Below are 26,340 nucleotides of genomic sequence, written 5' to 3' on the forward strand. Positions count from 1 at the left end.
ACTTTCACGCTTTATGCGGTGATCGGATAAAGGCTACCGCTTCAACTTCAACTTCGAAGTTCCTTGGAGGTCTTGCTTCTATAACCGTTCTAGCAGGTCTGTACTCTCTGAAGAATTCGCTGTAGATTTTGTTGAATCTGTCGAAATTCGATATATCCTTCAAGAATACGGTCACTTTAACAATATCGTTCAAAGTTCCGCCAGCAGCTTCAACTACAGCCCTCAGGTTCATCAGAGTTCTCTGGACCTGTTCTTCGAACGTCCCCTCAACAACCCTTCCGCTCGAAGGGTCTATGGGAACCATCCCCGAAATAAAAAGGAGGGAGCAGCTTCCACCCGACAAACAGCCGAGGTCATCAATGAGTATGCCTTGCGAATACGGACCAACGGGCGCAGGAGCCTTATCAGTGAATACGATCTTCACCATTTTTATTTCACCTTCTCTTAATACTGAATTATCCCACCTTAAAGAATTTAGCTTTAAGTTCTTGATAGGAATTTTTTTCTTTGAAACCCTTGTGATTTGAAGGATTGCTTGAGAGTTTTTCGGAAAATGTTTTATAGCATTTACATTTATATGAATTTACAAAGCTTCAATATTTCAAGCAAAAAGAGAGGTCGAAGTTTTTATAAACTCTTATGGATAAACTGCTTGAGGAGAGTCCCGGAAAAATAGGTCAAGTTATCCGGGCTACTCTCGGAAGTTGGTGGGCAATGGGGCATAGGAAGAAAAGCGCTCCAAGGAGAGGTAGTCTTGGAGTAAGGCCGAGGAAGAGGGCAGAGGGGATCCTCGGCAGGGTTAGAAGCTGGCCGATTGTAGCTACAGATAAGGTCTTTCCCCTCGGGTTTCTGGGATACAAAGTAGGAATGACCCACGCGATGGCCGTCGATGATAGAAAGAACTCGCTGACCTTTGGTAAGCTGATCTTCACGCCTGTCACAGTATTGGAAACACCGCCCATGATATTTGCGGGATTGAGGGCCTACGAATTCGATATCAATGAAGGCAAGCAGCCAATGACAGAGGTTTGGGCCGACCAATCTGCGCTTTCCTCGACCAACATAGCTAGGCTCATAAAGAGCTTTTCTGGTAGCAAGAATGGAACGAAGAACCTCGAACTGATAGAGGGCTCTCTCGGTGCCGTAAAAGAGCTGAGGGCTCTTCTGCTCTCGCAGCCTACTTTGGCAGGGGGCATATCTAAGAAGAAACCTGAATTGATAGAGGTCGCTTTGTCTGGCACAGATGTCAAGAAGCAGCTTGAATATGCTATTTCAATGCTCGGAAAAAGCATAAGCATTGGAGACGTTTTCACGGCGGGTAGCTTTATAGACGTAATTGGAATAACAAAGGGGAAGGGCTTTCAGGGACCTATAAAGAGGTTCGGCGTGAAGGTTCTGCCAAGGTGGCACAAGCACAGGAAAGCTGCGAGAAAAATAGGGGCTAGGGGACCAGGATTCGGATCAGTTTCAACGGCACCTCAAGCTGGACAGATGGGGTTCCATCAAAGGGTGGACTACAACAAGAGAATTCTCTTTATAGGCGAGGTTTCCAAGCGCGGAGAAGAGCTTCTCAAAATGATTAACCCTCCGAGCGGATGGCATAAATATGGGGTTGTGAAAAGCGATTACGTGATACTTGCTGGAAGCGTTCCTGGTACCAGAAAGAGGCCGTTGATTCTCAGGTACCCAGTGAGGACACCTCCATACATAGTAGAAGGTGCCCCGAAGATATCCTACATTCATGGGATAGGAGAGATATGAGGTGAGCTTGAGTGGTCTTGATAGTCAGATATCATCCCAAGGAGGTCAGCATCTATTCATCTGCTGGCGAAGCAAAGGGAACACTAGCTCTTCCTCCCGTATTCAGCGTACCGGTTAGAAAGGATCTAATAAGGAGGGCATTTCTCTCGGAGTTCACGGCATCGCTTCAGCCAAAAGGGAGGGATCCGATGGCTGGAAAGAGAACTCCTGCTGAAAGCCTGGGGGTAGGCAGGGGTCTCGCCAGGGTTCCAAGAATACCTGGGACATCCATCGGAGCACTTGCCAATATGACGGTAGGTGGCAGGGTTGCCCATCCTCCAAGAACCGAAGAAAAGCTTCACGAGGAGATCAACAAAAAGGAGAAGAAGCTGGCAACAGCTTCAGCTCTGGCAGCTCTCTCTTATGCTGAGTTCGTATCTAAGAGGGGCCACCTCTTCGAAGCTTCAGCACTCCCAATCGTGATAGAGGATGACGCTGAGAAGGAAATCATTAGATCAGTTCAAGCGAGAGACTTCCTTAGGAAAATCGGAGTATGGAAGGACATTGAGAGGGCATATGAGAGAATACGTATAAGGGCTGGAAAAGGTAAGATGCGCGGAAGGAGGTATGTCGAGCCGAAAAGCGTGCTGTTTATCCTCCTCTCCAGCGAGAGCCCACTTGCGAGAGCTGTGAGGAATTTCCCTGGCGTCGACGTAGCTACGGCGAACAATGTATCCGTGCTTCAACTCGCCCCTGGTGGGGAGCCAGGCAGGCTTGCCGTCATAAGCAGGGGAGCTCTTGATGCGCTAAACAACAGGTTCAAAGAGCTGATGGTGATCAGAAATGAGTAGCCTTGAACAGGTGCTTCTCCATCCCGTTCACACGGAAAAAGCAATATATTATGTTGAGAGATTCAACACAATAGTCTTCACAGTTAGGAGAACTGCCAACAAGCAGCAGATAAAGGAAGAGTTTGAGCAGAGATTCGGTGTTAGAGTTGAAAAGGTGAGGACCTTGATAACCCCGAGAGGAGAAAAAAGGGCATTCATAAAATTGGCACCCGAGTTCAGCGCTGAAGAAATAGCAACCAGACTCGGCCTGCTTTGAGGTGATTTGAATGGGCAAGAGAATTCTTTCGCAGAGAGAAGGTAGAGGATCTCCGACGTTCAGAGCACCCACGCATTTAAGAGTAGCTCCCGCAAAATATCCTGACGTTCCGCCAGACAAGACATTCAAGGGCATTGTGGTAGGCATTCACCATGATCCCGGAAGATGGACGCCCCTCGCTGAAATAAAGCTGGAAAACGGCACGGTGTTCTATACTCCTGCCTCTGAGGGGACGTACATTAAGCAGGTAATTGAAATAGGCCCTGAAGCTAAGATATCCAACGGCAACATACTTCCTCTCTCAGCCATACCCGAAGGAACGCAGATCTTCAACATAGAGCTGAGGCCAGGAGATGGAGGGAAGCTCGTCAGAGTTGGAGGTGGGTATGCTCAGCTGACTGGGAAAACGCCGACAACCGTTACTGTTGTGCTTCCAAGCGGCAAGATGAAGGAGATAGATGCGAGATCGAGGGCGACCATCGGCGTTGCAGCTGGAGGAGGCAGAATAGAAAAGCCTCTCCTGAAAACTGGGAATGCTTACTACAAATGGAAGGCTAAGTCGAGGCCGTGGCCCAAGGTCAGAGGAGTTGCGATGAATGCTGTCTCTCATCCGTTCGGTGGTGGAAGCCATCAGTCTGAAAGCAAGCCGACTACAGTTTCGAGGAGGGCTCCGCCGGGAAGGAAGGTTGGCCACATAGCTGCCAGGAGAACGGGCAGAAGGAAAGGCAAAGTACAGAGAACCCTGTGAAGAGAGAGTTCAAAGCAACTGGCCTTTTTCTGCTGAAACACACACGCTTAAATAGCGCAAAAACGCTATAAAATCGCGCGGAATGATCGTTTTTTAATTTCTGAGTCTTAAGATGATGAAGGGTGCAAAGGGAGACCGCGGGTGATAGTTATGACCAGAGCATATAGAGTCTTCTATACAACATTCTATGAGGACGAGCATGAACGCATAAAAACCGCGTTGAAAGAGTTGCTAGGGATCGAGCCAGTTGAGCACAGATCTTTCATAAGCGAATTCAGGTATTTGGAATTTACAGGTGATTTGCTGCAGCCTGGGATGGATGAAAAGATCAGGGAAGTACTTAAGTCGATTTTGGGGAAAGAGGCAGGAATAAAGGTAGACTATATAAACGTTTAGTGAAAAAATGATATGCAGAGCAATTTGCTTCCTTCTGTAAAAGCAATTTCAAAGTGAAAAAGATGACTTCAGGAAATAAAGACAGAGAAGTAGAGGTTCAGGATAAGATCGCGGAAAAGGTCTACGAAATATATGACAAAGCTTATGAACGGATTCCAGCTGTGAGGAACCCAAAGGAAGCTAAGAAAGTTCTCGAGGAAAAATACAAGCTCTTGGTCGATGAAGATACAATAATCCTCGTATTCTCAGCTTTCTTAGAAGGCTTTCCGGTGCTTTTCGAAGGGCCTCCTGGAACAGGGAAAACGGAGATCGGAGAGGCAATACTTAGCTTGTGGGCCGGAAGAAGAGCTTTCATCCTCCCATGCAGTGAGAACTATGATGAGTACAGAGTTATTGGAGATTTTCATCCGCTGAGGGCATATAAGCTCGGCTTCAATGAAGATTCGTTTATTCCTAGGCCGCTTCTTGCTGCGCTTATACTTGACAGCGGGATCCTGATAGATGAAATCAGACGGAGCAGTGAGGAGTTTCAGAACTTGCTGCTGGACATCGTGGATAAGAGAAGGATAATAATTCCTGAGCTTAAGAAAGTCTACAGGGCAAGGGGGGAAGGATTTCAAATAATTTTCACGAGCAATCCTGAAGATCTGGCCCAAAACGAACTCAGCGACGCATTCATGAGGAGAGTTGTCAGGATCACCTTCAGCTATCCAAGCATTACAAAGGAGCTCGAGATACTTAGGCTGAGGCTCGGAGACACGGTTGAAATGTACGACGATGAGGTTCTGGAGCAACTCCTAAGGGGGATAGGGGAGATCAGGAAGAGCGATCTTCTGTATAAGCCAGGAGTAGCTGACAGCGTAAGATGGGTGGGAATCAGCGCCAGAATAGCCAGGCTCAGGAACCACAGAAAAGTTACCAAGGAGGATCTCGTAGAAGCCGCTAAGGCTGTCCTGGTGAAGCACCCGGAAGAGGAAGCTCAGATATTGGAGATTCTGGAGAGCTACATACCTGGTTGAGGGAAAAGGCAGTGTGCTTCAGTGAAAATTCAAGGCAGAAATCTGACGCCGAATGTGACAGCGAGAAAATCTTGAAGATAGCGAACATAATGAGAGAAATGGGGGCAAAAATAAGCACAGACCAGATAGAGAAGGCTATCAGATTATATGAAACAGCGAAGATTCTGAGCCAGTACGGCTATTTTCCCCTCTTTAAGGTGCTTGAGAGCATTTTTGTCAAACGCAAAGAGGATTTGGAAAGACTTGAGAAGGCAATCCGCTATGTAGATGAAAGAAAATACAACGGAGCTATTCATTTTTCCGGTTATGAGGAAAAGTTGCGGGGAAAAGAGCAGCAAAAATTGCGCAGATATGGTGGAGAAAAAGAGCTTTCCTGGAGCGATCTGGAAAGGATGAGCATGAACAAGCTGAAGAGAATGAAGTTGGATACAGCCGAGAATATAGAGAAGCTGAACACCTTCAGGCTTGTGGAGCATCTCTGGAATTACTACAGGACAGGAAACAGAGGCTATCTGGAAATGCTCGAGGATCAATTGATTAGAAATTCTCAGAAGAGGAAGGGCTCATACCACAGCAGAGAGGGATCCTCTTTTGGAAGGAAATATCGGTTCATTGAGGACGCTGTAAAGAAGCTGATAGTCAATCCTGAAGATCCTTGGGCTCTGACGATTTTGACCAGAGAATTCGGCGAAAAGTTCACGATAGATGTTGTAAGGTTTCTCATTCTGAGCGGAAAGAGGGCTCTTGCCGAGCGGCTATCTTCGAGGCTCATTGCTTCCACTGCTTCGAGGCAGAAGAGGGGTAGGAAAAGGAAGGGGAAGGAAAAGTCATCGAGGATCGATCTTAGGAGAACTGCTTTTCTGTCAATGAGGCTGTCTTACCCAACGGTCGTCTACCTCTCTCGCGAGAGAGAAAAGGGATTCGTTGTTCTTGTTGACAAGAGCGACAGCATGAGAAAGCATTACAGTGAGGCGGTATACCTCATTGCTCAAATGTATCAAATGATAAGGAAGCTTTATTTGTTCGATGAAGATGTCAGGCAGCTTTCCTTGAAGAAGTGGCATTCGAAGAGGTATCTAATCGAAGAAATCATAAAGACAGGCGTCTCTGGGTACACAAACATAACGAAAGCGATCAGGAAGATAGAGACAGCTTTAAAGCCCGGTGAGCACTTGGTGATCATCAGCGATATGGAGCAAACCGTCGCTGATGAATCATATGTCACTGCCATAAATAAGCTCCGAAATAAAAACGTCAGGATAACGCTGTTCACTCTTGAGAAGCACATCCCCCAGCTCAGAATGCTCCTAGATCCAGAGGTCAGGATCTTCCCTTTGAATTCTCTTTCAATCAGAAAGAGCCCAGCGAAACTCTGATTATTGAAGCTTCTGCTGCAGCGACACGGAGAACTTCTGTTCTTAATTATCTTAATTGCTGAGCCCACGGGACAGAGAGCGTTTTTATTAAAGCTTGAAAATCCAGACTTTCAACTGTCTTCATCATTAAGGACATTGGCAAGCTTCGAGGTCAGACTTATAAACCGGGAATCAAAAACCTTTTAACGCATGTTTAAATTGAGATTACCCCTCTAAGGGTTGATCGATTAAAAGTTCCGCAGGGATACGGGATATGAGCAACATAGAGATAGATAGCGAGTGGAAGGGAATAAAGTACAGAGGTTACACTATAGACAAACTACTCGACATTCCAATGGATGATCTCGTGAAGCTTTTTCCTGCAAGGGAAAGAAGGAGCATCCTGAGAGGCTTCACGCCTGAACAGGTCAAATTCCTTCAGAAAATCAGGAGATCGAGGAAGATATCTAAGAAGGTTATAAGAACGCACCTGAGGAACATGATCATCTTGCCTGAAATGCTTGGTCTCACCATCGCTGTCTATAACGGGAAAGAATTCATTCCTGTAAAGATAACGCCTGAGATGATAGGGAAAAGGCTCGGAGAATTCTCTCCAACAACGAAGTCTGTGAAGCACGGAGAGCCCGGACTGAAGGCTACCAGGAGCTCCATGTTCACAGCTCTTAAGTGAGGGAAAAGAGGATGGGTGCCTGGAAATACAGCTTGAGGCTTGAAGATGAGAGGAATATTGCAAAAGCGGCAGTCAGGGATGCTCCCATCAGTCCTAAGAAAGCAATAAACATAGCGAGAGCAATTAAGGGAATGAGAACGGAAGAAGCTAAGAAATTGTTGGAGAAAGTGATAAGGAAGGAAGAAGCGATACCAAACTGGACTCATTCTAAGAAGATACCTCACAGAAGAGGACTGGGTGATAAATGGGGCATACCTATGGGAAAATATCCTGTGAAGGCAACAAAGATATTTCTGAAGCTCTTGAAGAGCGTTGAAGCAAATGCTGAAGATAAAGAGCTGGATGTAGAGAAGCTCAGAATAATTCATGTTTCCGTCAAAAAAGGGTATGTGCTGAAGCGTTACATGCCTAGGGCTTTCGGCAGATCCACTCCCAAGTACAGGAGGCACTCCAACATAGAGATAATCGTCAGAGAGGAGAGGTGAGCTTAATGGTAAACGTCAAGAGATACTTCATAGAGAAATCAATGTCTCAGGTTAAAGTCGATGAATATCTTGCGAGGCAGTTCTACAGGGCGGGTTATTCTGGAGTTGACATCTACAGGACTCCCCTGGGGACCAGGGTAGTCATAAAAGTGGAGAGGCCAGCTTTGATAATTGGAAGGCGAGGGCAGACAATAAAGAACTTGTCGACTATTTTCGAGAATTACTTCGGCCTCGAAAACCCGCAGATAACTGTGATGCCTGTCGATAATCCTGACCTCGATGCTAGAGCTGTAGCGTTCAGGCTGGCCGTCTCTCTGGAAAGGGGCTTTCACTTCAGGAGGCTCGCTTTCGCTGCTCTGAAGAGGATAATGGCGGCGGGAGCAATAGGAGCAGAGATAGTGATCAGCGGAAAGATAACGAGCGAAAGAGCTAGGTATGAAAAGTTCAGGGCTGGAAAGATATACAAAACCGGAGAGCAAGCTACTTACATAGTCGATAAAGCCGTTGCCCATGCACTGCTGAAGCCAGGAATTTATGGGGTCAAAGTTATAATCGTAAAGCCGCAGAGAACCAAAGACACGCTTATCATAAGAACGCCGGAAGAAGCTGGCATCAAGCTGGAGGAATATGTAAAGAGCCCATCGCCTGCCGAAGCCATTCCGAACGAAACTGATAAAGAGAGTGAAGAGGTGAAGGACAGTGAGCCTCAAGCCTGACGAAATTAGAAAGATGACACCTGAGGAGAGGGTCAACAGGCTCAATGAGCTCAGGTTGGAGCTAATGAAGCTTACAATGCAGGCTAAGGTTGGGACGATAGATAATCCGGGTAAGATCAGGGCACTGAAGAAGTCAATAGCTAGGATTCTGACCATCCAAACGGAAGAAGAGAAGAGAAAGAAAGGTGAGGCGAAGTGAAGCAACTAGCATACTCTGCTATAATCGGGGCGGAGGCTGTCATTGAGGAAGCAGCAGACCCGTCGCTGCTAGGTATGAAAGGTATAATAGTTAGAGAAGGGAAGAACACGGTCACACTTGCCAACGGGAGGAGAGAGGTAAATCTGCTCAAATGGAACGTCACCCTCAGGTTACGAACGAGTTCGGGAGAAGTGGTTATTCCAGGCACTCGTTTGTCTGGAAGGCCTGAGGAGAGAACCAAGGAAATTCTGAGGGGATCGAAGAGGTGAGTTGGATGCCCGAAAAAAAGGAGGTCAGAAATCCTGGTATAGAAGGAGTAGATATTCCCTCGAGAAAGTGCAGCGATCCTAACTGCCCATTCCATGGTACCATAAAAGTGAGAGGCATGATCTTCCAGGGTAGAGTGATATCAGACAAAATGGATGGGACGGTTGTTGTTGAGCACGATTATCTCAGCTACGATAAGAAATACAGGAGATATGAGAGAAGGAGGAGCAAGATACATGCCCACCTTCCTCCATGCATCGATATTAAAACAGGCGATGTGGTAGTGGTAGGAGAGACCAGGCCTATCAGCAAAACTGTTTCATTTGTAGTATTGGGAAAAGCCAAGTGAGAGGTGCACCTGCATGGTTAAGAGAGGCGCTGTCGCTCTATCGGGCTTGAGAGTGTCACCAGGCCTTCAAGTAGGATCCTATGTAAACGTTACTGACAACAGCGGAGCAAGAGTGGCCATGATAATAGGAGTGCCTGGATACAGAGGAAGGCTGAGGAGAGTCCCGCAGGCTGGCGTGGGAGACAAAGTAATAGTTTCAGTCAAGAAAGGGATCCCTGAAATGAGAAAGCAGATATTTCCTGCTGTGATCGTTAGACAGAGAAGGCCGTACAGAAGGGTTGACGGAACGTGGGTCAGCTTCGAGGACAACGCCGTAGTCATAATAACTCCTGAAGGTACTTTGAAGGGGAGCGAAATAAGAGGTCCAGTAGCGAGAGAAGCAGTGGAAAGATGGCCAAGAATAGCCAATATGGCTTCAATAATTGTTTGAGGTGGTGATTACATGGCAATAACCAAGAGCATCCATCCAAAGAAACAGAGAAAACAGCTGTACGAGATGCCCCTCCACCTAAGGAAGAAGCTTATAGTTGCTCCGCTTTCTGATGAGCTGAGAGAGAAATACGGTGTGAGAAACCTCCCTGTGAAGAAAGGAGACACGGTGAAGGTTGTCAGGGGAGATAATGCTGGAAAGGAGGGGAAAGTTGTGAAGGTCAATACAGCTCGCGGGTGGGTGTTTATAGAGGGGCTCACAAGAGAAAAGGCCAGTGGAACCCCAGCCTTCATTCCTATCCACGCCAGCAAAGTGGTTATCACTAAGCTAGATTTGAAGGATAAGGAGAGAAAGGCAGTAATTGAAAGGAGAACGGGGAAGAGCGTGGAGGCAGAAGAGGCAAAGGAGGAAAAAAAGGAGGGTGAAGGGAAATGACAAGAATGGGTGGAAGTAAGCATCTTAGGAGCTATGAGGCTCCGACGTTCTGGCCGATAAGCGTGAAAGAGCGCCACTGGGCAATCAAGCCCAGCCCAGGACCCCATCCTATTTACAGATCCATTCCTCTCGGCTCTCTGATAAGAGATGTGCTGAAATTAGCTCTTACCAGCAGAGAAGCGAGAAAAGCGCTTTCAAAAGGGCTCATCAAAGTCGATGGGAAAGTGAGGAGAGACTACAGATTCCCGGTCGGGTTCATGGATGTGGTCGAAATAGTCACCGCCAGGAAGTTTTACAGGCTCGTTCCAGATGAAACCCTGTACATGAAGCCAATAGAGATAGACGAGGCCGATTCAAAAATCAAACCCCTCAGAATAGAAAACAAGACCTCCCAGAGAGGCGGGGCAATACAGCTAAATCTGTTCGATGGAAGCAACATCTTAATATCCAAAGGAGAGGAGCCCTCATCGATTACCGATGTAACAACTTACTCTACAGTGTTGCTGTCTCTGCCTGAGAGAAAGATACTGGAATACTTCCCGCTGGCTGAAGGCTCATATGCCATTGTTATTGGAGGGAAAAATATCGGTGCGAGAGGGACCATTGTCGAAATAAAGAAGGCCCAGAAGAAGAAAATGAGCCTCGTCACGATTAGGAAGGAAGATTCCTCTCTCGTTCAGACGAGCCTGGAAAAAGTGTACGTGATAGGTAGAGAAAAGCCCGCAATTAGAATTGCATAGGTGAATTGAGATGAGTGCGGAGGTTTCGGAGCTCAGCAACAAGATTTCCGAGATCATGAAAAAATGGGAAACAAACCCAATGATCAGACCCAAAATAGCTAAGGTCACAGTGAACGTCAGCCTTGGGCAGGGAGGAGAGAGGCTGGCAAAAATCGCGCAGGTGCTGGCAGAGATAACAGGTCAGGAGCCAAGCTATAGGAAGGCCAAGAAAACCATCAGAGACTTTGGAATAAGAAGAGGAGAGAACATAGCAGTAGCTGTTACTCTAAAAGGGAAGAAGGCAGACGAATTCCTTAGGAAGGCACTGGAAGCTGTCGGAAACAAAATCAAGTATTCGAGCTTTGATGATTTCGGAAACGTTTCGTTTGGTATAAAAGAGCATATCAGCATTCCAGGAGTCAAATATGACCCAGAGATCGGAGTGTTCGGTATGGACGTGTGCATAACGATAGAGAGGCCCGGCTACAGAGTTATGAGGAGAAGAATAAAAAGGGCCAGGAGAATTCCGAGAAGACACAGAGTCAGAAGGGAAGAGGCGGCTGCTCTCCTAGTTTCCCTCTATAATGTTAAGATAATTTGAGAGGTGCAGTCAATTGACCAAATATGTAGCTCCAAGGGAAAGAAAATACGGAAAGGCAGTGATAAGATGCCAAAGATGCGGCTCGAGAAGAGGAGTTATAAGGCGCTACAACATTTACCTGTGCAGGCAGTGCTTCCGTGAAGTAGCATATGAAATGGGCTTCAAAAAGTATAGCTGAGGTCAGGTGATCGAAGGTCATGGTAGTAGTGGATCCTCTTTCAAACGCTCTTAATACAATAACGAACTGTGAAAGGAGAGCGAAGAAGGAAGCAGTGATAGTTCCGGCCTCGAGACTGGTTATCGAGGTCCTTAGGCTTCTGCAGAGAGAAGGGTATCTGGGGGAAATTGAGTACATAGATGACGGGAGGCAGGGAAAAGTAAAGGTCCAGCTGCTTGGCAGGATAAACAAAGCGGGAGCCATCAAGCCTAGATACAGTATAAAAAGAAATGAGCTCGCTGATCTCCCGCAGTGGATTAAAAAGAAGCTTCCATCTAGAGAGATCGGGATGCTCATTATCTCAACTCCATTTGGAATAATGTCTTCTAAAGAAGCCTTGGAGAAGGGGACAGGAGGAGTCATACTGGGTTACGTCTACTGAAAGGAGGAGGGGCGGAGATGGTGAAGGCAGTCAAGGTTGCAAGGGTTGTAGAGATACCAGAAGACGTATCGGTATCAATTGAAGGAATGAGAGTCTCAGTGAAAGGTCCAAAGGGAACGGTGGAGAGAGATTTCTCTCATGCTGTGGGAGTAAACCTATCGACGGATGGAAAGAAGGTGATAGTTGAATCCTACTTTGCCAATAGGAGGAAGAAGGCCTTAGTGGGGACTATAGCATCGCACATAGAGAATATGATCGAAGGTGTGAGAAAGGGTTACACTTATAAGCTCAAGATAATTTTCTCACACTTCCCAATATCAGTTGAAGTTAAGGGAGATAAAGTGCTTATTAAGAACTTCCTCGGTGAGAAGGCTCCCAGGATAGCCAAAATACTCCCTGGAGTGACAGTTAAAGCGACGAAGGAAGACGTCATAGTTGAGGGAATTGATATAGAGGCCGTGGGACAGACTGCTGCCAACATTGAGAGGGCTACTAAAATCAGCGAATTCGACAGGAGAGTGTTCATGGATGGCATATACATCTACGAAAAGGGTGGTTCTCAATGAATGAGCTCAAGAAGATGATTCTCAGGTTCAAGAAAAAGAAGCCAGAGTTCCACAGGAGGCTGTATCACGAATTTGCGAAATTCAAGAACAAGGACAGCTGGAGAAAGCCTAAGGGAATCGACAATCCGATGAGGCTTAAGCTGAAGGGCTTTCCCCCAACTGTTGAAATCGGCTATAAGAATCCCGATGCAGTGAGGGGACTGCATCCTTCAGGACTCCATCCGGTTGTCGTAGAAAATTCCTCGCAGATCGAAAAGCTCGACCCCAAAAAACACATCGTATATCTCTCCCAACGGCTTGGGAAGAAGAAGAAGCTTGAGCTGGCGAAAATCTTGAAGGAAAGAGGATTCAGAATCGCCAATGAGGTCGAGGTGGTTCAGAGTGAGTGATTTGACTCTCCAGAAGAGGATGGCGGCAGAAATATTGAATGTTGGCATATCGAGAGTCAGAATTCTAGCTACGAAAGAAGAAGAGTTCGAAGAGATAGAATCTGCTATAACAGCAGAAGATATCAGGAAGCTGATTAAGCGGGGCCTTATAGCTGCTGTTCCGGCTAAATCCAACAGCAGGGGTAGATGGAGGAGGCTGAAGGAAAAGTCCAAGAGCCAGAGGAGGGGGCACGGTTCAAGAAAGGGAACGAAGACAGCGAGGACCGATCCAAAGAGGCAGTGGGTGAACAGGATCAGGAAGATGAGGAGATACTTGAAATATCTCAGAGACAAGAAGCAGATCGACGCTAAAACGTACAGAAAATACTACATGCTCGCAAAGGGAGGAGCCTTTTCATCTCTTTCCGCCTTAAGGGCTCATGTGGAGAAAGAGATGTCATCTTCAAGGAGGAGGTAATCGACATGCCAGGAGGCGCGAAGTACAAGATAGCGAGAAAGAGGAGGAGAGAAGGGAAGACAAACTACAGGAAGAGATATGTCCAGGTCCTATCAAGAAAGCTGAGAATGGTTGTCAGGAGGAGCAACAAGTACATAGAGGCAATGATAGTGGAATTCAATCCAAAGGGCGACATCATCAAAGTTTCAGCACACAGCATTGAACTTAAGAAAAAATACGGCTGGTTGGGATCCGGTTCTTCTACAATGGCCGCTTATTTGACTGGATACCTCCTTGGGAAGAGGGCTCTGGAAAAGGGAATCCAAGAGGCGGTCCCGGATATAGGACTGAGAAGTGCTATAAAGGGAAGCAGGGTCTTTGCCGCTATAAAGGGAGCAATCGATGCTGGCTTGAATATACCCGCTTCTGAAGAAGTCTTCCCTAGTGCAGAGAGGATAAGGGGAGAGCATGTGGCCGCATATGCGAAAATGCTCAGAGAGTCATTTCCCGAAGCATATCAGAAGCAGTTCTCTCTCCTCATAAAAAGTGGGCTCGAACCAGAAAACTATCCCGCTCACTTCGAAGAGGTCCTTCAGAGAATCAAGAGCGGAAAGGAGGGTGGTGAATGAGATGTCGCTTGAAGGTGAGAGAGTGTCTCTGGAAGAATGGGTGCCGAGAACTAAAGTAGGCAGAATGGTCAAAGAAGGAAGGATAACGAGCTTGAGGGAGCTCTTCGAGCAGAACCTTCCCATCTTGGAGCCAGAAATAGTCGATTTTCTTCTTCCCAACCTTCAGCATGAAGTCATAGATGTTGGTATAGTTCAAAAGCAGACAGATGCTGGAGAGCTCTCGAGATTCAAGACAGTAGTGGTTGTTGGGAACGGCGATGGATTCGTGGGCATCGGAACAGGGAAAGCAAAGCAGCTCAGATTTTCAATTGAGAAGGCCATCATAAATGCGAAGCTCAACATAGTCCCGGTCAGGAGAGGATGCGGCAGTTGGGAGTGCCTCTGCGGCACTTCACACAGCGTTCCGTTCAAAACTGTAGGTAAAAGCGGCAGCGTCGAAGTTGTACTCTACCCTGCTCCGAAGGGAACCGGGCTCGTCGCGGGCGACATAGCCAAGACTGTTCTCAGGATGGCAGGGATAAAAGATGTCTGGTCGAGGACTTTCGGAGAGACTAGAACAACCTACAATTTCGCTAAAGCTACCTACAATGCACTCAAGAACACATATAAGTTCGTCACGGTTGAGGATTGGAAGAAATAAGGTGGAGAGAAAAATGGAGGCTGGAACCACGGCGATTGAGAGGGGAGAAGGCAGGCTCATCGCTATAATAAGGCTGAAGGGAAGAGTGAATGTCAAGGAAGAAGAAGAGAGGACTCTGAGGTTGCTCAGGCTCACGAGGAAGTACACTATGTCAATTTATCCGAGAGACCTTCCAGGATTGGAAGGGATGCTCAGCAAAGTCAAGCATCTAATCACGTGGGGAGAGATAGACGAGGAAACTCTTGAGAAAGTGCTCAGAAAGAGAGGAAGACTTCCAGGCAACAAGAGGCTGAACGATGAAGCTGTTAAGCAGCTCTTCAACGTTGATTCAGTTGCAGAGCTGGCAAAGAAGATCTTTGCTGGGGAACTGAACCTCCATGAGCAGGAGAAGATAAAACCCGTGTTCAGGCTCCACCCTCCGAAGAGTGGTTTCAAGAGGAGCACAAGGAGATATTTTGAAATTGGAGGAGAGCTGGGGTACAGGGGAAGGGCGATCAATGAGCTCATTCAGAGAATGATTTGAGGTGGGTTGAGAATGGTTGTCAGGTTCAGGAAGAAGAGCAGGAAGCTGAGAGGAAGGACGAGGACAATGGGCTGGGGCAGGATAGGGCAGCACAGAAAGAAGGGCTCGAAGGGAGGAAGGGGGGCAGCGGGAATGCTGAAGCACAAGGAGAGCTGGATGAGGAAGTACGCTCCCGGATGGATAGGAAAGCACGGTTTCACAAGTCCGCATCAGAAGATGGAGGAGAGAACGAGCATAAACCTTTCGCAGCTTGAAGAAATGATTCTCGAGGGGAAGATAGAATACACCAAGGAAGGAGAAACCTATATTGTGGACTTGACGAAGATGGGAATTGATAAGCTGCTCGGGACGGGGAAGATAAGCATCCCGGTTAAGGTGACAGTTCTCAGCTCAAGCAAAAAGGCAGCGGAAAAAATAGGAAAGAGCGGCGGAGAAATTCGGTTGATAGAAGAAGAAAAAGGGCAGTGAACGAGCGTGTTCCTGAATGGGGATTCTGCAGGCGCTTGCCTCAATTGCTAACTACCTTCCAACTGTTCACAAGCCGGCAAGGAAGCAGAGCCTCTACAGGAGGCTTGTTATAACAGGAATTGTGTTAGTTTTGTATCTGATAATGGCCGACACTCCTCTCTACGGTGTGAATGTATCGCAGCAGTCCCAGATCTCTCTTTTTCAAATCCTCTTTGCTGCTAACGTAGGAACTCTCATGGAGCTGGGGATAGGCCCCATAGTCACTGGTGGTCTGATACTCCAGATACTGGTTGGAGCTAAGCTGATAGACCTGGATCTGAGCGATCCAGATGACAGAAAGCTGTTCACTCAGGCTCAGAAGACATTATCTCTTCTCTTTGGAGTTTTTGAAGCTCTTGCCTATGTCCTAGCAAGCAGGTACTGGCCTTATGTAGGAAACCCCATAACTGGCTCCCAGGCGTCATGGGCAATAAGAATAGGAGTCCTCCTCCAGCTGACGTTTGCAACTTATCTAGTTATGGTTTTCGATGAGATGCTTCAGAAAGGGTGGGGGATAGGAAGCGCTATAAGTCTCTTCATTTTGGCCGGTGTAGCAAAGACCATGTTCTGGGACCTCTTCGGGTACACCCCCTCTTACAGCATGCAAGTAGGCTTTATTCCGTACATAATTCAGGCGAGCTCACAGGGTAACCTGACGAGCATTGTTTCGAGGAACGGATTCCCAGACCTCATAGGATTCATCGCAACAATCATTACTATTATCGTCTTGGTTTATCTGCAAGGCATGAGGGTCGAAGTCCCTGTAACGGCCCAGAAATATGGAGGCATAAGGAGCAAGATCCCTCTGCAGTTCCTCTATGTTACCAACATACCTATACTGCTGATAGGAATAATCGTATCAGATTTTCAGCTGTTTTCCAATGCTTTGGCCTCAATATCTGGGACGCAGAACTTGGGCTATCAAATACTGACAACCCTGACTTACTATATCAGCCCTCCGAGGGGCTTCAGCTCAGCGGCAGCAGATCTAGGAAGGCTCATCTCCTTCGTTGCTTCATGGCTTGCCCTTTCGATACTCTTCGGATACATGTGGGTTGAGATAGCAGGTCTCGGTCCAGCAGAGCAGGCGGACAGGTTGATAAAGGGAGAGCTTGATATCCCAGGAGTGAGAAGGAATCCCAAGGTATTTGAAAGAATGCTGGCAAAGTACATTTACCCCCTCACAGTTCTCAGCAGCATCATAGTTGCGTTGATAGCGATTTTGGCCGATATATTCGGCGCTTACGGATCTGGGACGGGAATACTGCTGGCAGTTGGTATAATCAACCAGTACTATGCGATGATCGCCAGAGAGAGGGCATTGGAAGCATATCCATTGCTGAGCAGGATAATTGGAGAGTGAGTTTTTGTTAGCGCTTATGGGGTGACCCATATGGAAGACAGGGCAATAAAAACAATCATAGTTACGGGAGTTCCTGGGGTCGGAAAGACAACTGTGATCAAGGAGCTGACCGGGCTGCTTGAGAGAGATGGTTATAAGTTCTATGTTGCCAATTTTGGCGACTTCATGCTGAAGCAGGCCCTCTCGAAGGGCTTGGTAACTTCGAGAGATCAGATAAGAAAGCTCTCTCACAGAACACAGGTCTCACTGCAGCAGGCAGCAGCGAGAGATATAGCCAGTGAAGCGAGGGAAAAGCTCACAGATGGAGGCGTTCTGATAGTAGATACTCACGCAGTTGTTAAAACATCCACAGGAGTTTGGCCAGGTCTTCCTGAGCACGTAGTGAAGGAGCTTAATCCCGATGTGATAGTTGTTGTAGTGGCTCCACCGGAAGAGATAGTGAGGAGGCAAGGGGAGGACAAAACGAGGGACAGAAGAGATATTCAGGAGAGAGGAATAGAAGAAGTCAAAGAGCTCATGCTCTATGCTAAAATCGCTGCAATTTCGAGCGCGGTCGTGTCAGGAGCCAGCGTTCTTGAAGTGGCAAATGAAAGGGGGAAAGCCAGAGAGGCGGCGGAGACGATATTAAGGATTATTGATATCATTTAGACGAAGCTTTCAACACAAACGGGGTGAGCTGCCCCTTGGTGAGGCCTTCACTGAGGAGCACAACTCACGCCAGAATCAAAATTAGAACCCCAGGGGGAAGAGTTGCTGTCCACCTGAGAAAAAGGAAGAAAGGCCTTCCCGTCTGCAGCATCTGCGGGAAACCGCTGAGAGGAGTGTGGAGAGGTTCCAGCGTCGAGCTCAGAAAGGGTTCCCGATCTTCAAAGAGACCTAACAGAACATTTGGAGGAACTATTTGCCACACCTGCCTATCCAACCTGATCAAGATGGAAGCGAGAAGGATCAGCCTCGCAGCGGAAACTCGCACTCTTTGAAGCAGATAATGCATTCAGTTTTTCTGTACAAGGCAATAATATCATGTTAGCTATAAGTATTGTTATTCACCGTAGAACGAGTTTTTAATAAAATATGCTAATGGTTATGGATCTTTTTCTTCGAGACTTAAGGCTTTGGAAGAAGTCAAGATAGAGGATCACACACATTTTTAATTTCCTTTCTAACTTCTAATTCTTTAGAGCTCTTTTCATTCAAGAGGTAGTTTGCGCTTGAGAGGGAAAAAGGGAGTAGTGGCGATAGGCGGTCCTCCAGGCAGCGGCAAAACGACATATGCCAAAAGAATAGCTGAAGCCCTCGGCCTTCAGTACAAAAGCGCAGGCATAATATTCAGAGAAATGAGCTCTGAGCTAGGAGTCAGTCTGGTGGAGCTAAACAAGCTAGCTGAGAAGGAAAAGTGGATTGACTACTATGTTGACAAGAGAAGTTTGGAAGAAGCGCTTAAGGGAGATGTGGTTATCGAGGGGCACCTTGTTCCCTGGATCCTCAACCACGTAGCAGCTCTAAAGATTTACTTCTACGCGAGCCTGAAAACTAGAGTGAAGAGAATAGCGGCTAGGGAGGGGAGGGATGAGAGGGAAGTATTCATGGAAACCGCTCAGAGGGAATACAGTCATGCACTGAGGTTCAGGAGACTTTACGGCATAGACATAACTGACCTTTCCATCTATGACCTCGTCATCAATACTGATGCTTTAACGATTGAAGACGTGAATTCCATTATAGATAGGGCAGTTGAACTTTATAGAAAGAGGTTATCTCAGCCAGCATAATGAGCTCCCCTGATTTAATAGTACCAATAACCAACATCCTTAGATCTTGCTAGATTAGGGAAGCATCCTTCTAACCTGTCCTATGGCCGACTTAGATAATTTAATTCACAGCATAAAAATAAGGACCTCCAGCGGTAGCGCTTCTTCATTAAAATAAGCTCTTCTTTCCAGTTATTCTCGTTGATTGATCGATTTTTCCCGCTTAATCCACTGCCCGAAAATCTCTTTTCCTGCTTTCTTTCCGCAGAACATGATTGGCACATCTTCATTCAGAAAGTAAATTTAATAATCCAAACCCTTTGAAACAGATTACTGAGCTACTAAAAATTGAAGCGAAGGTGTTTGAGAAGATGCCTGCAATAGAAATCGGCAGGATATGCGTCAAGACTCATGGGAGAGAAGCTGGAAGGAAATGCGTGATCGTTGACATAATCGACGAAAACTTCGTCGTGGTCACCGGTCCAAAGAAGCTGACCGGCGTGAGGAGGAGAAGGACCAACATCAACCATATTGAGCCTCTAGACGCGAAAATTAATATAGAGAGGGGGGCCAGCGACGAAGATGTTGAGAAGGCGCTCGAGTCAGCTGGACTGGCGTCCTTCATGAGGGAGAGACTGAAAATCTCGACCTCACTTATTTGAGAGAACTATCCCGAAAAGCCACAGAATTTTTATGCTTAAAATTCTCGGAAAACACTGTTGAGATTAATGAGACATTTTTTAACCGAAGAAATAGAAAAGATGCGCGAGGTCAATTCTATGGAGGAAACCACAGGAAGGGCTGTCGAGCTGATAGAACAGAAGCTCTTCCCTCTATGCCGTAAGAAGAGGAAATGGGAAATAAAAGAGGAGAAGTTTCTGGTGCTGAAGCCTCTGGAAGCAAGCAGCAAGGAGACTCTTGAGGAAAAGCTAGAGAGCGGGGTCATAGTCATCGATAAACCGCCTGGACCTACCAGCCATGAAGTGGTCGCCTATCTGAAGAAGATGCTCGGCTTGAAGAGGGCCGGTCACGGCGGGACTCTAGAGGGATAGCTGTCCCGGAGAAACCCGCAGGTGACCGGGGTTCTGCCGGTGGCCCTTGGAAGCGCTACCAAGATTATGCCAGAAGTAGTGCACACCGTGAAAGAATACATGTGCGTTATGGAGCTCCATGGAGATGCGAGTGAGGAGGAGGTGAGGAGGGCTTCAAAGGAGTTTCTTGGGGAAATCTATCAGAGGCCACCTGTTCGCTCCAATGTAAGGAGGAGGGTCAGGAAGAGGAGGATCCATGAGCTCGAAATCCTTGAGGTGAGGGGACGGCACGTCTTGATGAGGGTTCTTTGCGATGCAGGCACCTACATGAGAAAGCTGTGCCACGATATGGGTCTTGTCATCGGAGTTGGCGCGCACATGAGAGAGCTAAGGAGAACCAGGTCGGGCCCATTCACGGAGGAGATGAGCGTGAGAATGCAGGACGTGAGCGAAGCAGTCTATATGTGGAAGAATGAGGGGAGTGCAGAGATGCTCGAAAGAATGATATATCCCAAGGAAGTCCTTTCCTGCGGTCTTCCTCTCATTGTTGTGAAAGATACAGCTGTTTCTGCCCTAGCTCATGGAGCTATGCTGGGCGGAAAAGGGATCATTGCTTATACAGATGACTTGGAGCAGGGAAAAACTGCTGCAGTACTTAGCGCCAGGGGTGAGCTCATCGGAACAGCTTTGGTCCTCAGAAAGGATTTCCAGAAGGCTGAGAAGGAAAAGAAGCCAGTTGCCAAGATGAAGGCGGTCGTTGTGGACAGAAATCTCTATCCGAAGAACTGGTAGGAAGCACGCATGCAGCATCCCCTAGAGCTCTTCCTTCAGTGCCGATTTATATTTATCTATCAGCTGCGTTCTGTAGGGATCGACTCCCTTCAAGCTGGACAGCTTGAGGCTCACCATCATAGAGAGGGCATATCCGTAGAGAAGCTCACTCAGGAGCCCGGACCCCTTAAGCCGGATCTTTTCAACGCTTCTCGGAACTGCTTTCAGAAACGATGAAACGAATATGTTGCTCTCGGACAGCCTTCCTGAGATCAGGAACGGGCAGAGCCCTTCGCTGAGCTGATGAAACGATTCAATTGTGTTGTGGGAAGCTTCAGGCAAGGCTTCCACCGATGAGTAGTGCTTCGAGTTTTCCGCGAGATCGTTTTTCATCCTCAGAGCTACTGAGATATAGGGCCTTGATGCTATGAGAACAGGCACGCATCCCAGCATTTTTCTGGCTATATGGTCTGCCTCCTCTGAATAGTCTTCGCTCAAGACTGAAATGGAGTCCGCGAGCGATTCTTTCGAGAGCACCCGCAAGCCAGTCATTGAGCCAAGTAGCGCAGAGATGCCGAAGATGATCTCGGGAAGGTCGAACCTGGGGAATAGGCCTTCAGTCAGCTTCAGAGAGCACCCCCCACTTGAGGAGACCTCCTTAAGGAAGCCTTGATCGCTGCTGACAGCCACAATTTTGCTGCGCCCTCTGACTTCTCTGTAAGCTGAGAGGGCCTCAAGAGTTTTGCCAGAGTAGCTGATCAGGAAAAAGAGGTCGCTGTCGTTCGGTTCAAACGGAACGTGGTCCTCCTTGATCGTCAAAACCTCGAAGGGAAAGCTGTAGTAATAGCTGAGATCTGCGAGGAAGTCTCCAGCTATTCCCGAGCCTCCCATGCCAACTACGATGACTCTCTTTATATGGTTGCTTGCTTCGCAATTGGTTTTTTCGGCAGACTCTATGCCTCTGAGAGCGAGAGCTCTCCACTCGTTCAGCTTTGAATAGAATGCATCTCCGCTCAAAGGACGGACGACCCCTTATATACTCAGTTCCATCCTAAAAATCAATCGAGTATATTAAAAATCTAGCGATATTAATCTCAAGAGTTGAGCGTTATGGAAAAGCTTCAGAAGAGCAGAGAGCTTTTGGTCATCATCTCAATGGTTTTGGCGGCGGCTTCATTCATAGTAGTTCTGGAGCTCAACATTTCTGCCGGGATGGTAGGAGGGATCCTGTTTTTCTCCCTCATAGCTTTAGCGGCGGTAAACTGGTCTTTGGGGAGCTGGACAAGAAAGGAGGAAGTTGAAGGGGAAATCGCGGTTGAGGGTGAGGGAGACAGGGGTAGCGAAGCTATCGCTATCGAGGAAGAGTCTGAAAAGCTGGAGAGAGCAGCTAGCATACCAGAAACGGGGGTTCATGAAGAGCATTTTGCAGAGCCTTCAGAGGGAAGCGGAGGAAGAAGCATTGATGTTTCCAATGCTGTTTTTGAGAACGCCCCACAGAGTGTGGAATACCCCATAGAAAAAATGGAAGATTCCAAAGCAGAAGAGCCACGCAACAGCAAAGATGAGCACGAGCATAAGACTCAAGAGAAGAAAAGAGCGAGGACTCAGCTGAAAAAGCCAATCAGGAGAAAACACAGAACAGTGAAGGTTCAGAAAAAAAGCAAATAGTTCTTTTTAAAGAGTTTTTGCCTAAGCGTTTCCCCTCTCACGGTACTTTTAGTTGGTTTTCGATACCTTTAATTCTATGAGTGGGGTTAGGTTAGTAAATTTGGATGAAAAAGCCTCTTTTCAGAATGCAAAGCAAGAATGGTGAACACTTATTCAGTTTTTTGGCAATCTGTGAACTTAAGGGAGTTAGAAAGCACTATGGAAATTCTTTCACTTTGGAGAACACATAATTGGCTTTCCGCTCTATCTCAAGACTTTGCTCTTTCTGGGGTACAATAGCCTCAAACCGGGATCCATTCCTTCAAAGCTTTCAAGGCTCATTGCTCCAAAGTCGAAATTTCTCTTGTTTGATGGGATCCCTTTTGCGAGGAAATAGGGAGTATCAGAACCATATGCTTCAAAGCCTTCGTCTCTTACCTGTTTTTTGAGATTTTCGGCGATATTGAGCATCTCATCCGCATGTTGCTTCAGCAACACTTCAGCCTTTTCTTTTTTAATAACTTCGCTATAGGCGCATGCTATCCCATTTCTCTTCCATCCCGCCATCATCAGGAAGGTTTCCATAAGCCTGGAAGATCCAGCTATAACAAGAAAAGCCGGGTATCTTGGAGCAGCGAAGATCTCATGCAGCCTCAGGAATATGAAAGCCTTTCTGCCTCCCGGAGCTATGAGGCTTTCCATTTGCTCTTTCCTCACGAACTTCCCTTCGCTTCCTCTGCTCAGAAAAGAGTATGTGGCATCAACTATAACAGCATCGAAAGATTCCGCTATAAGCTCCATTTCTGAGGAAGAGAGAGCCTTTCCGGTTGGAAAATTGGGGTCGCTCAAAAAGGCTAAACATCCTTTACCCTCCAGGCGAGGAGCTTTGAAAAGCACCCCCTTATCATGTGTCAAGTATGCGCGGAATATTCCGAACCTCCTCTCGAGAAACACTGATATGTTCGACAGCTCCGAAACCCACAGAGTTGGAGAAAGAGCTACGACGCACTTTGAACCGGTTGAAACGATCATGTGTGCGAGGGGGCTTTCGCTCAGAATCGTCCCCTGCATACTGTGACCGAACAGCTGGGACGGAAAATCAAAGACATGCGCTCTGCACTCTTCCGAAGGATCCCGTCTAGCAATTTCCTCAACGATCTCTTTTCCTGCTCTAATGCCGATCTCGATCATTTCAGGTCAGAGTATAATAATCCTCGAAAAAAATAAATGTGCCGAGTCCAGGTGGTATTGATTTGGAGAGCCGCAATAGAAAGCTACTTTTAGAGCTTTTCTTTTTCACATTGATAACTGCTTTGCTCATTTTCATCAGAATAGCTGGGGGATTTCAGTCGATCGACCAGGAGGTTTATGCACATTTTACGGGGACAAACAACCTCGCTGTGAAGATTATAACGGAGACAGCAAGCATATACTTCGTTCTGGTGGCTTCAGCCCTGATAGGGATATATCAGCTCCTCAAACTGAGGGGCTTCTCCCTTAATCTCCTCAACTTCATTTCATCGCTGGTGCTCGTCTCTCTCTTGACCCTTCTCATAAAGTACTTCACAGCAGTCCCTAGGCCTGGAGAAGCACAAGTCGCAACGTCTTCCCTTCTAGCGCTCCTGTCTGACATATACTCCTTTCCTTCCGGGCACACATCGAGGGCCTCTGTCGTTGCCTATTTTTTATCTAAGCAGAATAGATTGATAGCGTTTCTTTCATGGCTTTACGTCATCATTATTGCCTTCACACGGATAGTTCTTGCTGTTCACTGGTTCAGCGATGTGCTCGTCGGAATATTCTTGGGTTTGAGCAGTAGCTTGGCAGTAGAGGCCTCCTCTCCTCACCTTGAGAAGGCTTATAGGTATATACTGAGGGATGAGAAGAGGATAATTAAGCAAGCTTTTCTGCAGGGAAAGAAGTGATGACCTTTGAGCGAGGGAGGCCAGCTCGGGAGAGTCGTCTCAGGAGCATTCTGGCTTTACCTCTCTTCGATAATAAGCAACTTGCAAGGCTTTTTCTTCTGGATGGTGATTTCAAGGCTTGGAGGGGGGGAGATCGTAGGCATACTCTCGGTTATAGTGGGCCTCTCCTCGCTCGTTGGGGGGATCATAAACCTCGGTGTGAATGTTGGTTTGAGCAGGTTCACTGGGTACTGCCTAGGCAGGAGAGATGATGGCAAGAAATGCGCTTCTGAATACCTCTGGACAGCATCTCTCTTCTCAATGATTGTCTACGGCATTGGGAGCGCTTCAATCCTCGCGGTTGGATACCTATTTCCCGGGATCTATGGCTACTCCAGGAGCATGATGCTCTTCGCCGCAATTTTCAACTTCATCGGGTTCTTGGGCAGCTTCAGCTCCTTCCTTCAAAGCGCGCTGAGAACGAGGATGTTTTTCAACTCCGTCGTTATCTCCATTACTGTAAAGTTCGTGTTAGGAATAGCCCTTTTCAAGCTTGGATATGGATGGAAGGGAGTTGCTGTTGGCTATATGATGAACTCTCTCCTCCAAGGAGCGCTCAACGCATTTCAGTCGGTCAAGGTTATTGGATTCAATCCTTCATTCAGTGTTGAAAAGCTCCGCGATCTCCTGAGAGCGGGAGTGCCGAGCTGGGCTCCAGGGCTCATCTCGACTCTGGGACAGTGGCTGGGGGTGCTCATTCTATACGGCTCTACAGGTAGCCTTGAAACTGGAAGCTACTATATAGCATCCCAGCTTGCGAACGTCGTTCTGATGATTTCCAATACAATGAACGGCCTCCTCCTCCCAGTGCTGAGCGGCCTTGAAGACGGGAGAAAGAGAGTTGGAGCCAGGGTCTTCAGGCTGAGCTTAGCTCTGATGATGCCCATTGGAGTCTATGTTATGTTCTACCCCAATCTCTTCCTGAGCTTCTTCGGAGAGAGCCTATCCTCGGGGTGGCTCCCCCTTGTGATTCTTTTGTCTTCCTCCCCCTTGGTAGCTTACTCCAGCTTCGTAACGAGCCTCTTCTATGCTTACGGGATGTATAGGGTCATATTCTTGAGCGGGATCTTTGCCAACGTCCCGAGGGTGATCCTCTACTTCTTGCTGACCTCCAGGTATGGTGGGGGAGGAGTAGCAGCATCGGTTGTAATCGGAACTGCCATCGGCACAGCCTACCTGTACTTCAGAGCTAGGAGAGAGGGAATATTCGTTAGCAGAAGGGTTACACTACTCACTCTCGCTATCCCCTATAGCCTGGGAACGCTCTGCTTTCTGTCGCATTTGAACTGGGCTGCTGCCATGCTAATTTTGGGGGCTTCCTACATCATCTACATAAAGGCGAAGATAATAACGCTGGAGGACATCAGAGAGATCGGGAGAGCCCTGTTTGGAAGAGAGAGGGCCTCGCTCCTCTATCTGAGGCTAAGGCCCATCCTCGAACCTCTTTTCGAATAAATAGTTTGAGAGGGTAGAGGAGAAACACTCTCTTGGATCATAGAAATTTTGCAGCGAAAATTATCAGGCTGGAGGAAAGGACTATCAGCACATTGTCATCGATGATTCCGAACTCGAACCTCTCAATGAAAGATGCCACCAGCGAAGCAATCACTCCGACTGAACCTGCATATACATAGCCGACCGGAACCATGAGGAGTGCCATGGCGAGGTTTCCAGCCCAGTGCTTAGTCCTCTTGCCGACGAGGAGGTTCCTGACTATTCCAGTCACCCCATCTCCAAAGCTTACGAGCATTGGGGGGAGCATAGCTGCAAAAGGGTTTCCAAGGGCTGGCCAGAGGAAGAGTATTGCGGCACCCCAGGCGAAGGCAAAGTTAACTTCATAAGCGTTCTCCCTGACCTGAAACCAGTACATGAGAGAACCAGACTTCCTTCTATAGAGGAGGAAGAAGCCGAGGATCCAGGCAGCGGCTGCTGGAACTATTGGGGAATAGAATATAAACGGAATTATTGCGGAAACGACTCCTCCTATCGATATGTGGACCACCTTCCTGTTGAAGTATGCAGCCCTCCTCTCATTCAATCCTCTTTTGAGGAAAAAGGAATAGAGCTTCTTCGTTACGAAGAAAAGAATGAAGGCGCTGTAGACCAGCAGTACCATGGCTACAGCAATGTCATGCACCAGTGCTTGCATAGTCACTATCATTACGACACCAAAAGCACTTTTCAATTGAGGCGACTATAAATAATTTTGGAAGATATCTGACTTTTTTCAAAGAAACATAATTGTTCTGAGCTTCTTCTCACTTAAA

The 26,340-nt window shown here is 47.3% G+C and carries 40 protein-coding genes; 36 read left to right on the forward strand and 4 right to left on the reverse strand.

Annotated elements, in window-relative coordinates:
* Positions 1 to 4 precede the first annotated feature (4 nt).
* Positions 5 to 427: a Rid family detoxifying hydrolase gene (locus tag ACLGLO_RS04925; protein ID WP_492127806.1), complete on the reverse strand. Its 423-nt coding sequence runs from the start codon at positions 425 to 427 to the stop codon at positions 5 to 7.
* Positions 428 to 714: 287 nt separating this feature from the next.
* Between ACLGLO_RS04925 and ACLGLO_RS04930 the strand changes: the two genes are divergently transcribed.
* The 33 genes from ACLGLO_RS04930 (at position 715) to ACLGLO_RS05090 (ending at position 20,483) form a co-directional block, all read left to right on the forward strand.
* Complete coding sequence (locus ACLGLO_RS04930) at positions 715 to 1,761, forward strand: 50S ribosomal protein L3 (RefSeq protein ID WP_492129144.1); 1,047 nt, start codon at positions 715 to 717, stop codon at positions 1,759 to 1,761.
* 11 nt (positions 1,762 to 1,772) lie between these two features.
* Positions 1,773 to 2,591 (forward strand): 50S ribosomal protein L4, encoded by an 819-nt coding sequence (rpl4p, locus tag ACLGLO_RS04935; protein WP_492127807.1) that lies wholly within the window; start codon positions 1,773 to 1,775, stop codon positions 2,589 to 2,591.
* Complete coding sequence (locus ACLGLO_RS04940) at positions 2,584 to 2,847, forward strand: 50S ribosomal protein L23 (RefSeq protein ID WP_492127808.1); 264 nt, start codon at positions 2,584 to 2,586, stop codon at positions 2,845 to 2,847. The genes rpl4p and ACLGLO_RS04940 overlap by 8 nt, the downstream gene beginning before the upstream one ends.
* Positions 2,848 to 2,857: 10 nt before the next feature.
* Positions 2,858 to 3,595 carry a 50S ribosomal protein L2 gene (locus ACLGLO_RS04945; protein WP_492127809.1) on the forward strand — a complete coding sequence of 246 codons (738 nt, stop codon included), beginning with the start codon at positions 2,858 to 2,860 and terminating at the stop codon, positions 3,593 to 3,595.
* 150 nt (positions 3,596 to 3,745) lie between these two features.
* Positions 3,746 to 3,991 (forward strand): hypothetical protein, encoded by a 246-nt coding sequence (locus tag ACLGLO_RS04950; RefSeq protein WP_492127810.1) that lies wholly within the window; start codon positions 3,746 to 3,748, stop codon positions 3,989 to 3,991.
* Positions 3,992 to 4,053: 62 nt separating this feature from the next.
* Positions 4,054 to 5,010, forward strand: a complete 957-nt coding sequence (locus ACLGLO_RS04955; RefSeq protein ID WP_492127811.1) for an AAA family ATPase — start codon at positions 4,054 to 4,056, stop codon at positions 5,008 to 5,010.
* 11 nt (positions 5,011 to 5,021) lie between these two features.
* A complete protein-coding gene (locus tag ACLGLO_RS04960; RefSeq protein WP_492127812.1) occupies positions 5,022 to 6,386 on the forward strand; it encodes a vWA domain-containing protein in 1,365 nt (454 codons plus the stop codon).
* Positions 6,387 to 6,639: 253 nt separating this feature from the next.
* On the forward strand, positions 6,640 to 7,056 hold the full coding sequence (locus tag ACLGLO_RS04965) for a 30S ribosomal protein S19 (protein WP_492127813.1): 417 nt from the start codon (positions 6,640 to 6,642) through the stop codon (positions 7,054 to 7,056).
* A gap of 11 nt (positions 7,057 to 7,067) precedes the next feature.
* The gene (locus ACLGLO_RS04970) at positions 7,068 to 7,541 is read left to right on the forward strand and encodes a 50S ribosomal protein L22 (protein ID WP_492127814.1); all 474 of its coding nucleotides are present in this window, start codon (positions 7,068 to 7,070) and stop codon (positions 7,539 to 7,541) included.
* Positions 7,542 to 7,546: 5 nt separating this feature from the next.
* A complete protein-coding gene (locus ACLGLO_RS04975; RefSeq protein ID WP_492127815.1) occupies positions 7,547 to 8,257 on the forward strand; it encodes a 30S ribosomal protein S3 in 711 nt (236 codons plus the stop codon).
* Positions 8,241 to 8,456 carry a 50S ribosomal protein L29 gene (gene rpmC, locus ACLGLO_RS04980; RefSeq protein ID WP_492127816.1) on the forward strand — a complete coding sequence of 72 codons (216 nt, stop codon included), beginning with the start codon at positions 8,241 to 8,243 and terminating at the stop codon, positions 8,454 to 8,456. The genes ACLGLO_RS04975 and rpmC overlap by 17 nt, the downstream gene beginning before the upstream one ends.
* Complete coding sequence (locus tag ACLGLO_RS04985; RefSeq protein ID WP_492127817.1) at positions 8,453 to 8,725, forward strand: ribonuclease P protein subunit; 273 nt, start codon at positions 8,453 to 8,455, stop codon at positions 8,723 to 8,725. The genes rpmC and ACLGLO_RS04985 overlap by 4 nt, the downstream gene beginning before the upstream one ends.
* A 5-nt stretch (positions 8,726 to 8,730) precedes the next feature.
* Positions 8,731 to 9,072, forward strand: a complete 342-nt coding sequence (locus ACLGLO_RS04990) for a 30S ribosomal protein S17 (RefSeq protein ID WP_492127818.1) — start codon at positions 8,731 to 8,733, stop codon at positions 9,070 to 9,072.
* 13 nt (positions 9,073 to 9,085) lie between these two features.
* Entirely contained in the window at positions 9,086 to 9,502 is a 417-nt protein-coding gene (locus ACLGLO_RS04995) for a 50S ribosomal protein L14 (protein ID WP_492127819.1), read from the forward strand.
* A gap of 12 nt (positions 9,503 to 9,514) precedes the next feature.
* Complete coding sequence (gene rplX, locus ACLGLO_RS05000; RefSeq protein ID WP_492127820.1) at positions 9,515 to 9,937, forward strand: 50S ribosomal protein L24; 423 nt, start codon at positions 9,515 to 9,517, stop codon at positions 9,935 to 9,937.
* Complete coding sequence (locus ACLGLO_RS05005) at positions 9,934 to 10,677, forward strand: 30S ribosomal protein S4e (protein WP_492127821.1); 744 nt, start codon at positions 9,934 to 9,936, stop codon at positions 10,675 to 10,677. The genes rplX and ACLGLO_RS05005 overlap by 4 nt, the downstream gene beginning before the upstream one ends.
* A gap of 10 nt (positions 10,678 to 10,687) precedes the next feature.
* Positions 10,688 to 11,257, forward strand: coding sequence for a 50S ribosomal protein L5 (locus ACLGLO_RS05010; RefSeq protein WP_492127822.1), 570 nt, complete (start codon positions 10,688 to 10,690; stop codon positions 11,255 to 11,257).
* A gap of 13 nt (positions 11,258 to 11,270) precedes the next feature.
* Entirely contained in the window at positions 11,271 to 11,435 is a 165-nt protein-coding gene (locus tag ACLGLO_RS05015; protein ID WP_492127823.1) for a 30S ribosomal protein S14, read from the forward strand.
* Between the two features lie 19 nt (positions 11,436 to 11,454).
* Positions 11,455 to 11,856: a 30S ribosomal protein S8 gene (locus ACLGLO_RS05020; RefSeq protein WP_492127824.1), complete on the forward strand. Its 402-nt coding sequence runs from the start codon at positions 11,455 to 11,457 to the stop codon at positions 11,854 to 11,856.
* Positions 11,857 to 11,873: 17 nt separating this feature from the next.
* A complete protein-coding gene (locus ACLGLO_RS05025; RefSeq protein ID WP_492127825.1) occupies positions 11,874 to 12,422 on the forward strand; it encodes a 50S ribosomal protein L6 in 549 nt (182 codons plus the stop codon).
* A complete protein-coding gene (locus tag ACLGLO_RS05030; protein WP_492127826.1) occupies positions 12,419 to 12,811 on the forward strand; it encodes a 50S ribosomal protein L32e in 393 nt (130 codons plus the stop codon). The genes ACLGLO_RS05025 and ACLGLO_RS05030 overlap by 4 nt, the downstream gene beginning before the upstream one ends.
* Positions 12,804 to 13,268, forward strand: a complete 465-nt coding sequence (locus ACLGLO_RS05035) for a 50S ribosomal protein L19e (RefSeq protein WP_492127827.1) — start codon at positions 12,804 to 12,806, stop codon at positions 13,266 to 13,268. Before ACLGLO_RS05030 ends, ACLGLO_RS05035 begins: the two co-directional genes overlap by 8 nt.
* A 5-nt stretch (positions 13,269 to 13,273) precedes the next feature.
* Positions 13,274 to 13,876: a 50S ribosomal protein L18 gene (locus tag ACLGLO_RS05040; RefSeq protein ID WP_492127828.1), complete on the forward strand. Its 603-nt coding sequence runs from the start codon at positions 13,274 to 13,276 to the stop codon at positions 13,874 to 13,876.
* Between the two features lies 1 nt (position 13,877).
* Positions 13,878 to 14,516, forward strand: coding sequence for a 30S ribosomal protein S5 (locus tag ACLGLO_RS05045; RefSeq protein ID WP_492127829.1), 639 nt, complete (start codon positions 13,878 to 13,880; stop codon positions 14,514 to 14,516).
* Between the two features lie 13 nt (positions 14,517 to 14,529).
* Positions 14,530 to 15,039, forward strand: a complete 510-nt coding sequence (locus ACLGLO_RS05050; protein WP_492127830.1) for a 50S ribosomal protein L30 — start codon at positions 14,530 to 14,532, stop codon at positions 15,037 to 15,039.
* A 12-nt stretch (positions 15,040 to 15,051) separates the two neighbouring features.
* A complete protein-coding gene (locus ACLGLO_RS05055; protein WP_492127831.1) occupies positions 15,052 to 15,507 on the forward strand; it encodes an uL15 family ribosomal protein in 456 nt (151 codons plus the stop codon).
* Positions 15,508 to 15,523: 16 nt separating this feature from the next.
* Positions 15,524 to 16,909: a preprotein translocase subunit SecY gene (secY, locus tag ACLGLO_RS05060; protein ID WP_492127832.1), complete on the forward strand. Its 1,386-nt coding sequence runs from the start codon at positions 15,524 to 15,526 to the stop codon at positions 16,907 to 16,909.
* Between the two features lie 30 nt (positions 16,910 to 16,939).
* A complete protein-coding gene (locus ACLGLO_RS05065; RefSeq protein ID WP_492127833.1) occupies positions 16,940 to 17,557 on the forward strand; it encodes an adenylate kinase in 618 nt (205 codons plus the stop codon).
* 38 nt (positions 17,558 to 17,595) lie between these two features.
* Positions 17,596 to 17,889: a 50S ribosomal protein L34e gene (locus ACLGLO_RS05070; protein ID WP_492129145.1), complete on the forward strand. Its 294-nt coding sequence runs from the start codon at positions 17,596 to 17,598 to the stop codon at positions 17,887 to 17,889.
* Between the two features lie 231 nt (positions 17,890 to 18,120).
* Positions 18,121 to 18,681 (forward strand): (d)CMP kinase, encoded by a 561-nt coding sequence (gene cmk, locus ACLGLO_RS05075; RefSeq protein WP_492127834.1) that lies wholly within the window; start codon positions 18,121 to 18,123, stop codon positions 18,679 to 18,681.
* Between the two features lie 350 nt (positions 18,682 to 19,031).
* The gene (locus ACLGLO_RS05080; protein WP_492127835.1) at positions 19,032 to 19,322 is read left to right on the forward strand and encodes a 50S ribosomal protein L14e; all 291 of its coding nucleotides are present in this window, start codon (positions 19,032 to 19,034) and stop codon (positions 19,320 to 19,322) included.
* A gap of 117 nt (positions 19,323 to 19,439) precedes the next feature.
* Entirely contained in the window at positions 19,440 to 19,712 is a 273-nt protein-coding gene (locus ACLGLO_RS05085) for a tRNA pseudouridine synthase A (RefSeq protein ID WP_492127836.1), read from the forward strand.
* A gap of 21 nt (positions 19,713 to 19,733) precedes the next feature.
* Positions 19,734 to 20,483 carry an RNA-guided pseudouridylation complex pseudouridine synthase subunit Cbf5 gene (locus ACLGLO_RS05090; protein WP_492127837.1) on the forward strand — a complete coding sequence of 250 codons (750 nt, stop codon included), beginning with the start codon at positions 19,734 to 19,736 and terminating at the stop codon, positions 20,481 to 20,483.
* A 21-nt stretch (positions 20,484 to 20,504) separates the two neighbouring features.
* On the opposite strand, the gene ACLGLO_RS05095 is transcribed toward ACLGLO_RS05090, so the two are convergent.
* The gene (locus ACLGLO_RS05095) at positions 20,505 to 21,479 is read right to left on the reverse strand and encodes an SIS domain-containing protein (RefSeq protein WP_492127838.1); all 975 of its coding nucleotides are present in this window, start codon (positions 21,477 to 21,479) and stop codon (positions 20,505 to 20,507) included.
* Positions 21,480 to 21,572: 93 nt separating this feature from the next.
* On the opposite strand from ACLGLO_RS05095, the gene ACLGLO_RS05100 reads away from it, so the two are divergent.
* Positions 21,573 to 22,130 (forward strand): hypothetical protein, encoded by a 558-nt coding sequence (locus tag ACLGLO_RS05100; protein WP_492127839.1) that lies wholly within the window; start codon positions 21,573 to 21,575, stop codon positions 22,128 to 22,130.
* Positions 22,131 to 22,373: 243 nt separating this feature from the next.
* Here ACLGLO_RS05100 and ACLGLO_RS05105 read toward each other — a convergent pair whose 3' ends face one another.
* A complete protein-coding gene (locus tag ACLGLO_RS05105; RefSeq protein ID WP_492127840.1) occupies positions 22,374 to 23,300 on the reverse strand; it encodes a hypothetical protein in 927 nt (308 codons plus the stop codon).
* 62 nt (positions 23,301 to 23,362) lie between these two features.
* Between ACLGLO_RS05105 and ACLGLO_RS05110 the strand changes: the two genes are divergently transcribed.
* Positions 23,363 to 24,034 carry a phosphatase PAP2 family protein gene (locus ACLGLO_RS05110; protein WP_492127841.1) on the forward strand — a complete coding sequence of 224 codons (672 nt, stop codon included), beginning with the start codon at positions 23,363 to 23,365 and terminating at the stop codon, positions 24,032 to 24,034.
* Between the two features lie 6 nt (positions 24,035 to 24,040).
* Positions 24,041 to 25,528, forward strand: coding sequence for an oligosaccharide flippase family protein (locus ACLGLO_RS05115; RefSeq protein ID WP_492127842.1), 1,488 nt, complete (start codon positions 24,041 to 24,043; stop codon positions 25,526 to 25,528).
* A gap of 37 nt (positions 25,529 to 25,565) precedes the next feature.
* Here ACLGLO_RS05115 and ACLGLO_RS05120 read toward each other — a convergent pair whose 3' ends face one another.
* A complete protein-coding gene (locus ACLGLO_RS05120; protein ID WP_492127843.1) occupies positions 25,566 to 26,234 on the reverse strand; it encodes a dolichol kinase in 669 nt (222 codons plus the stop codon).
* Positions 26,235 to 26,340: the final 106 nt, after the last annotated feature.

The organism is Fervidicoccus sp. SLHALR4 (genome assembly GCF_058692745.1).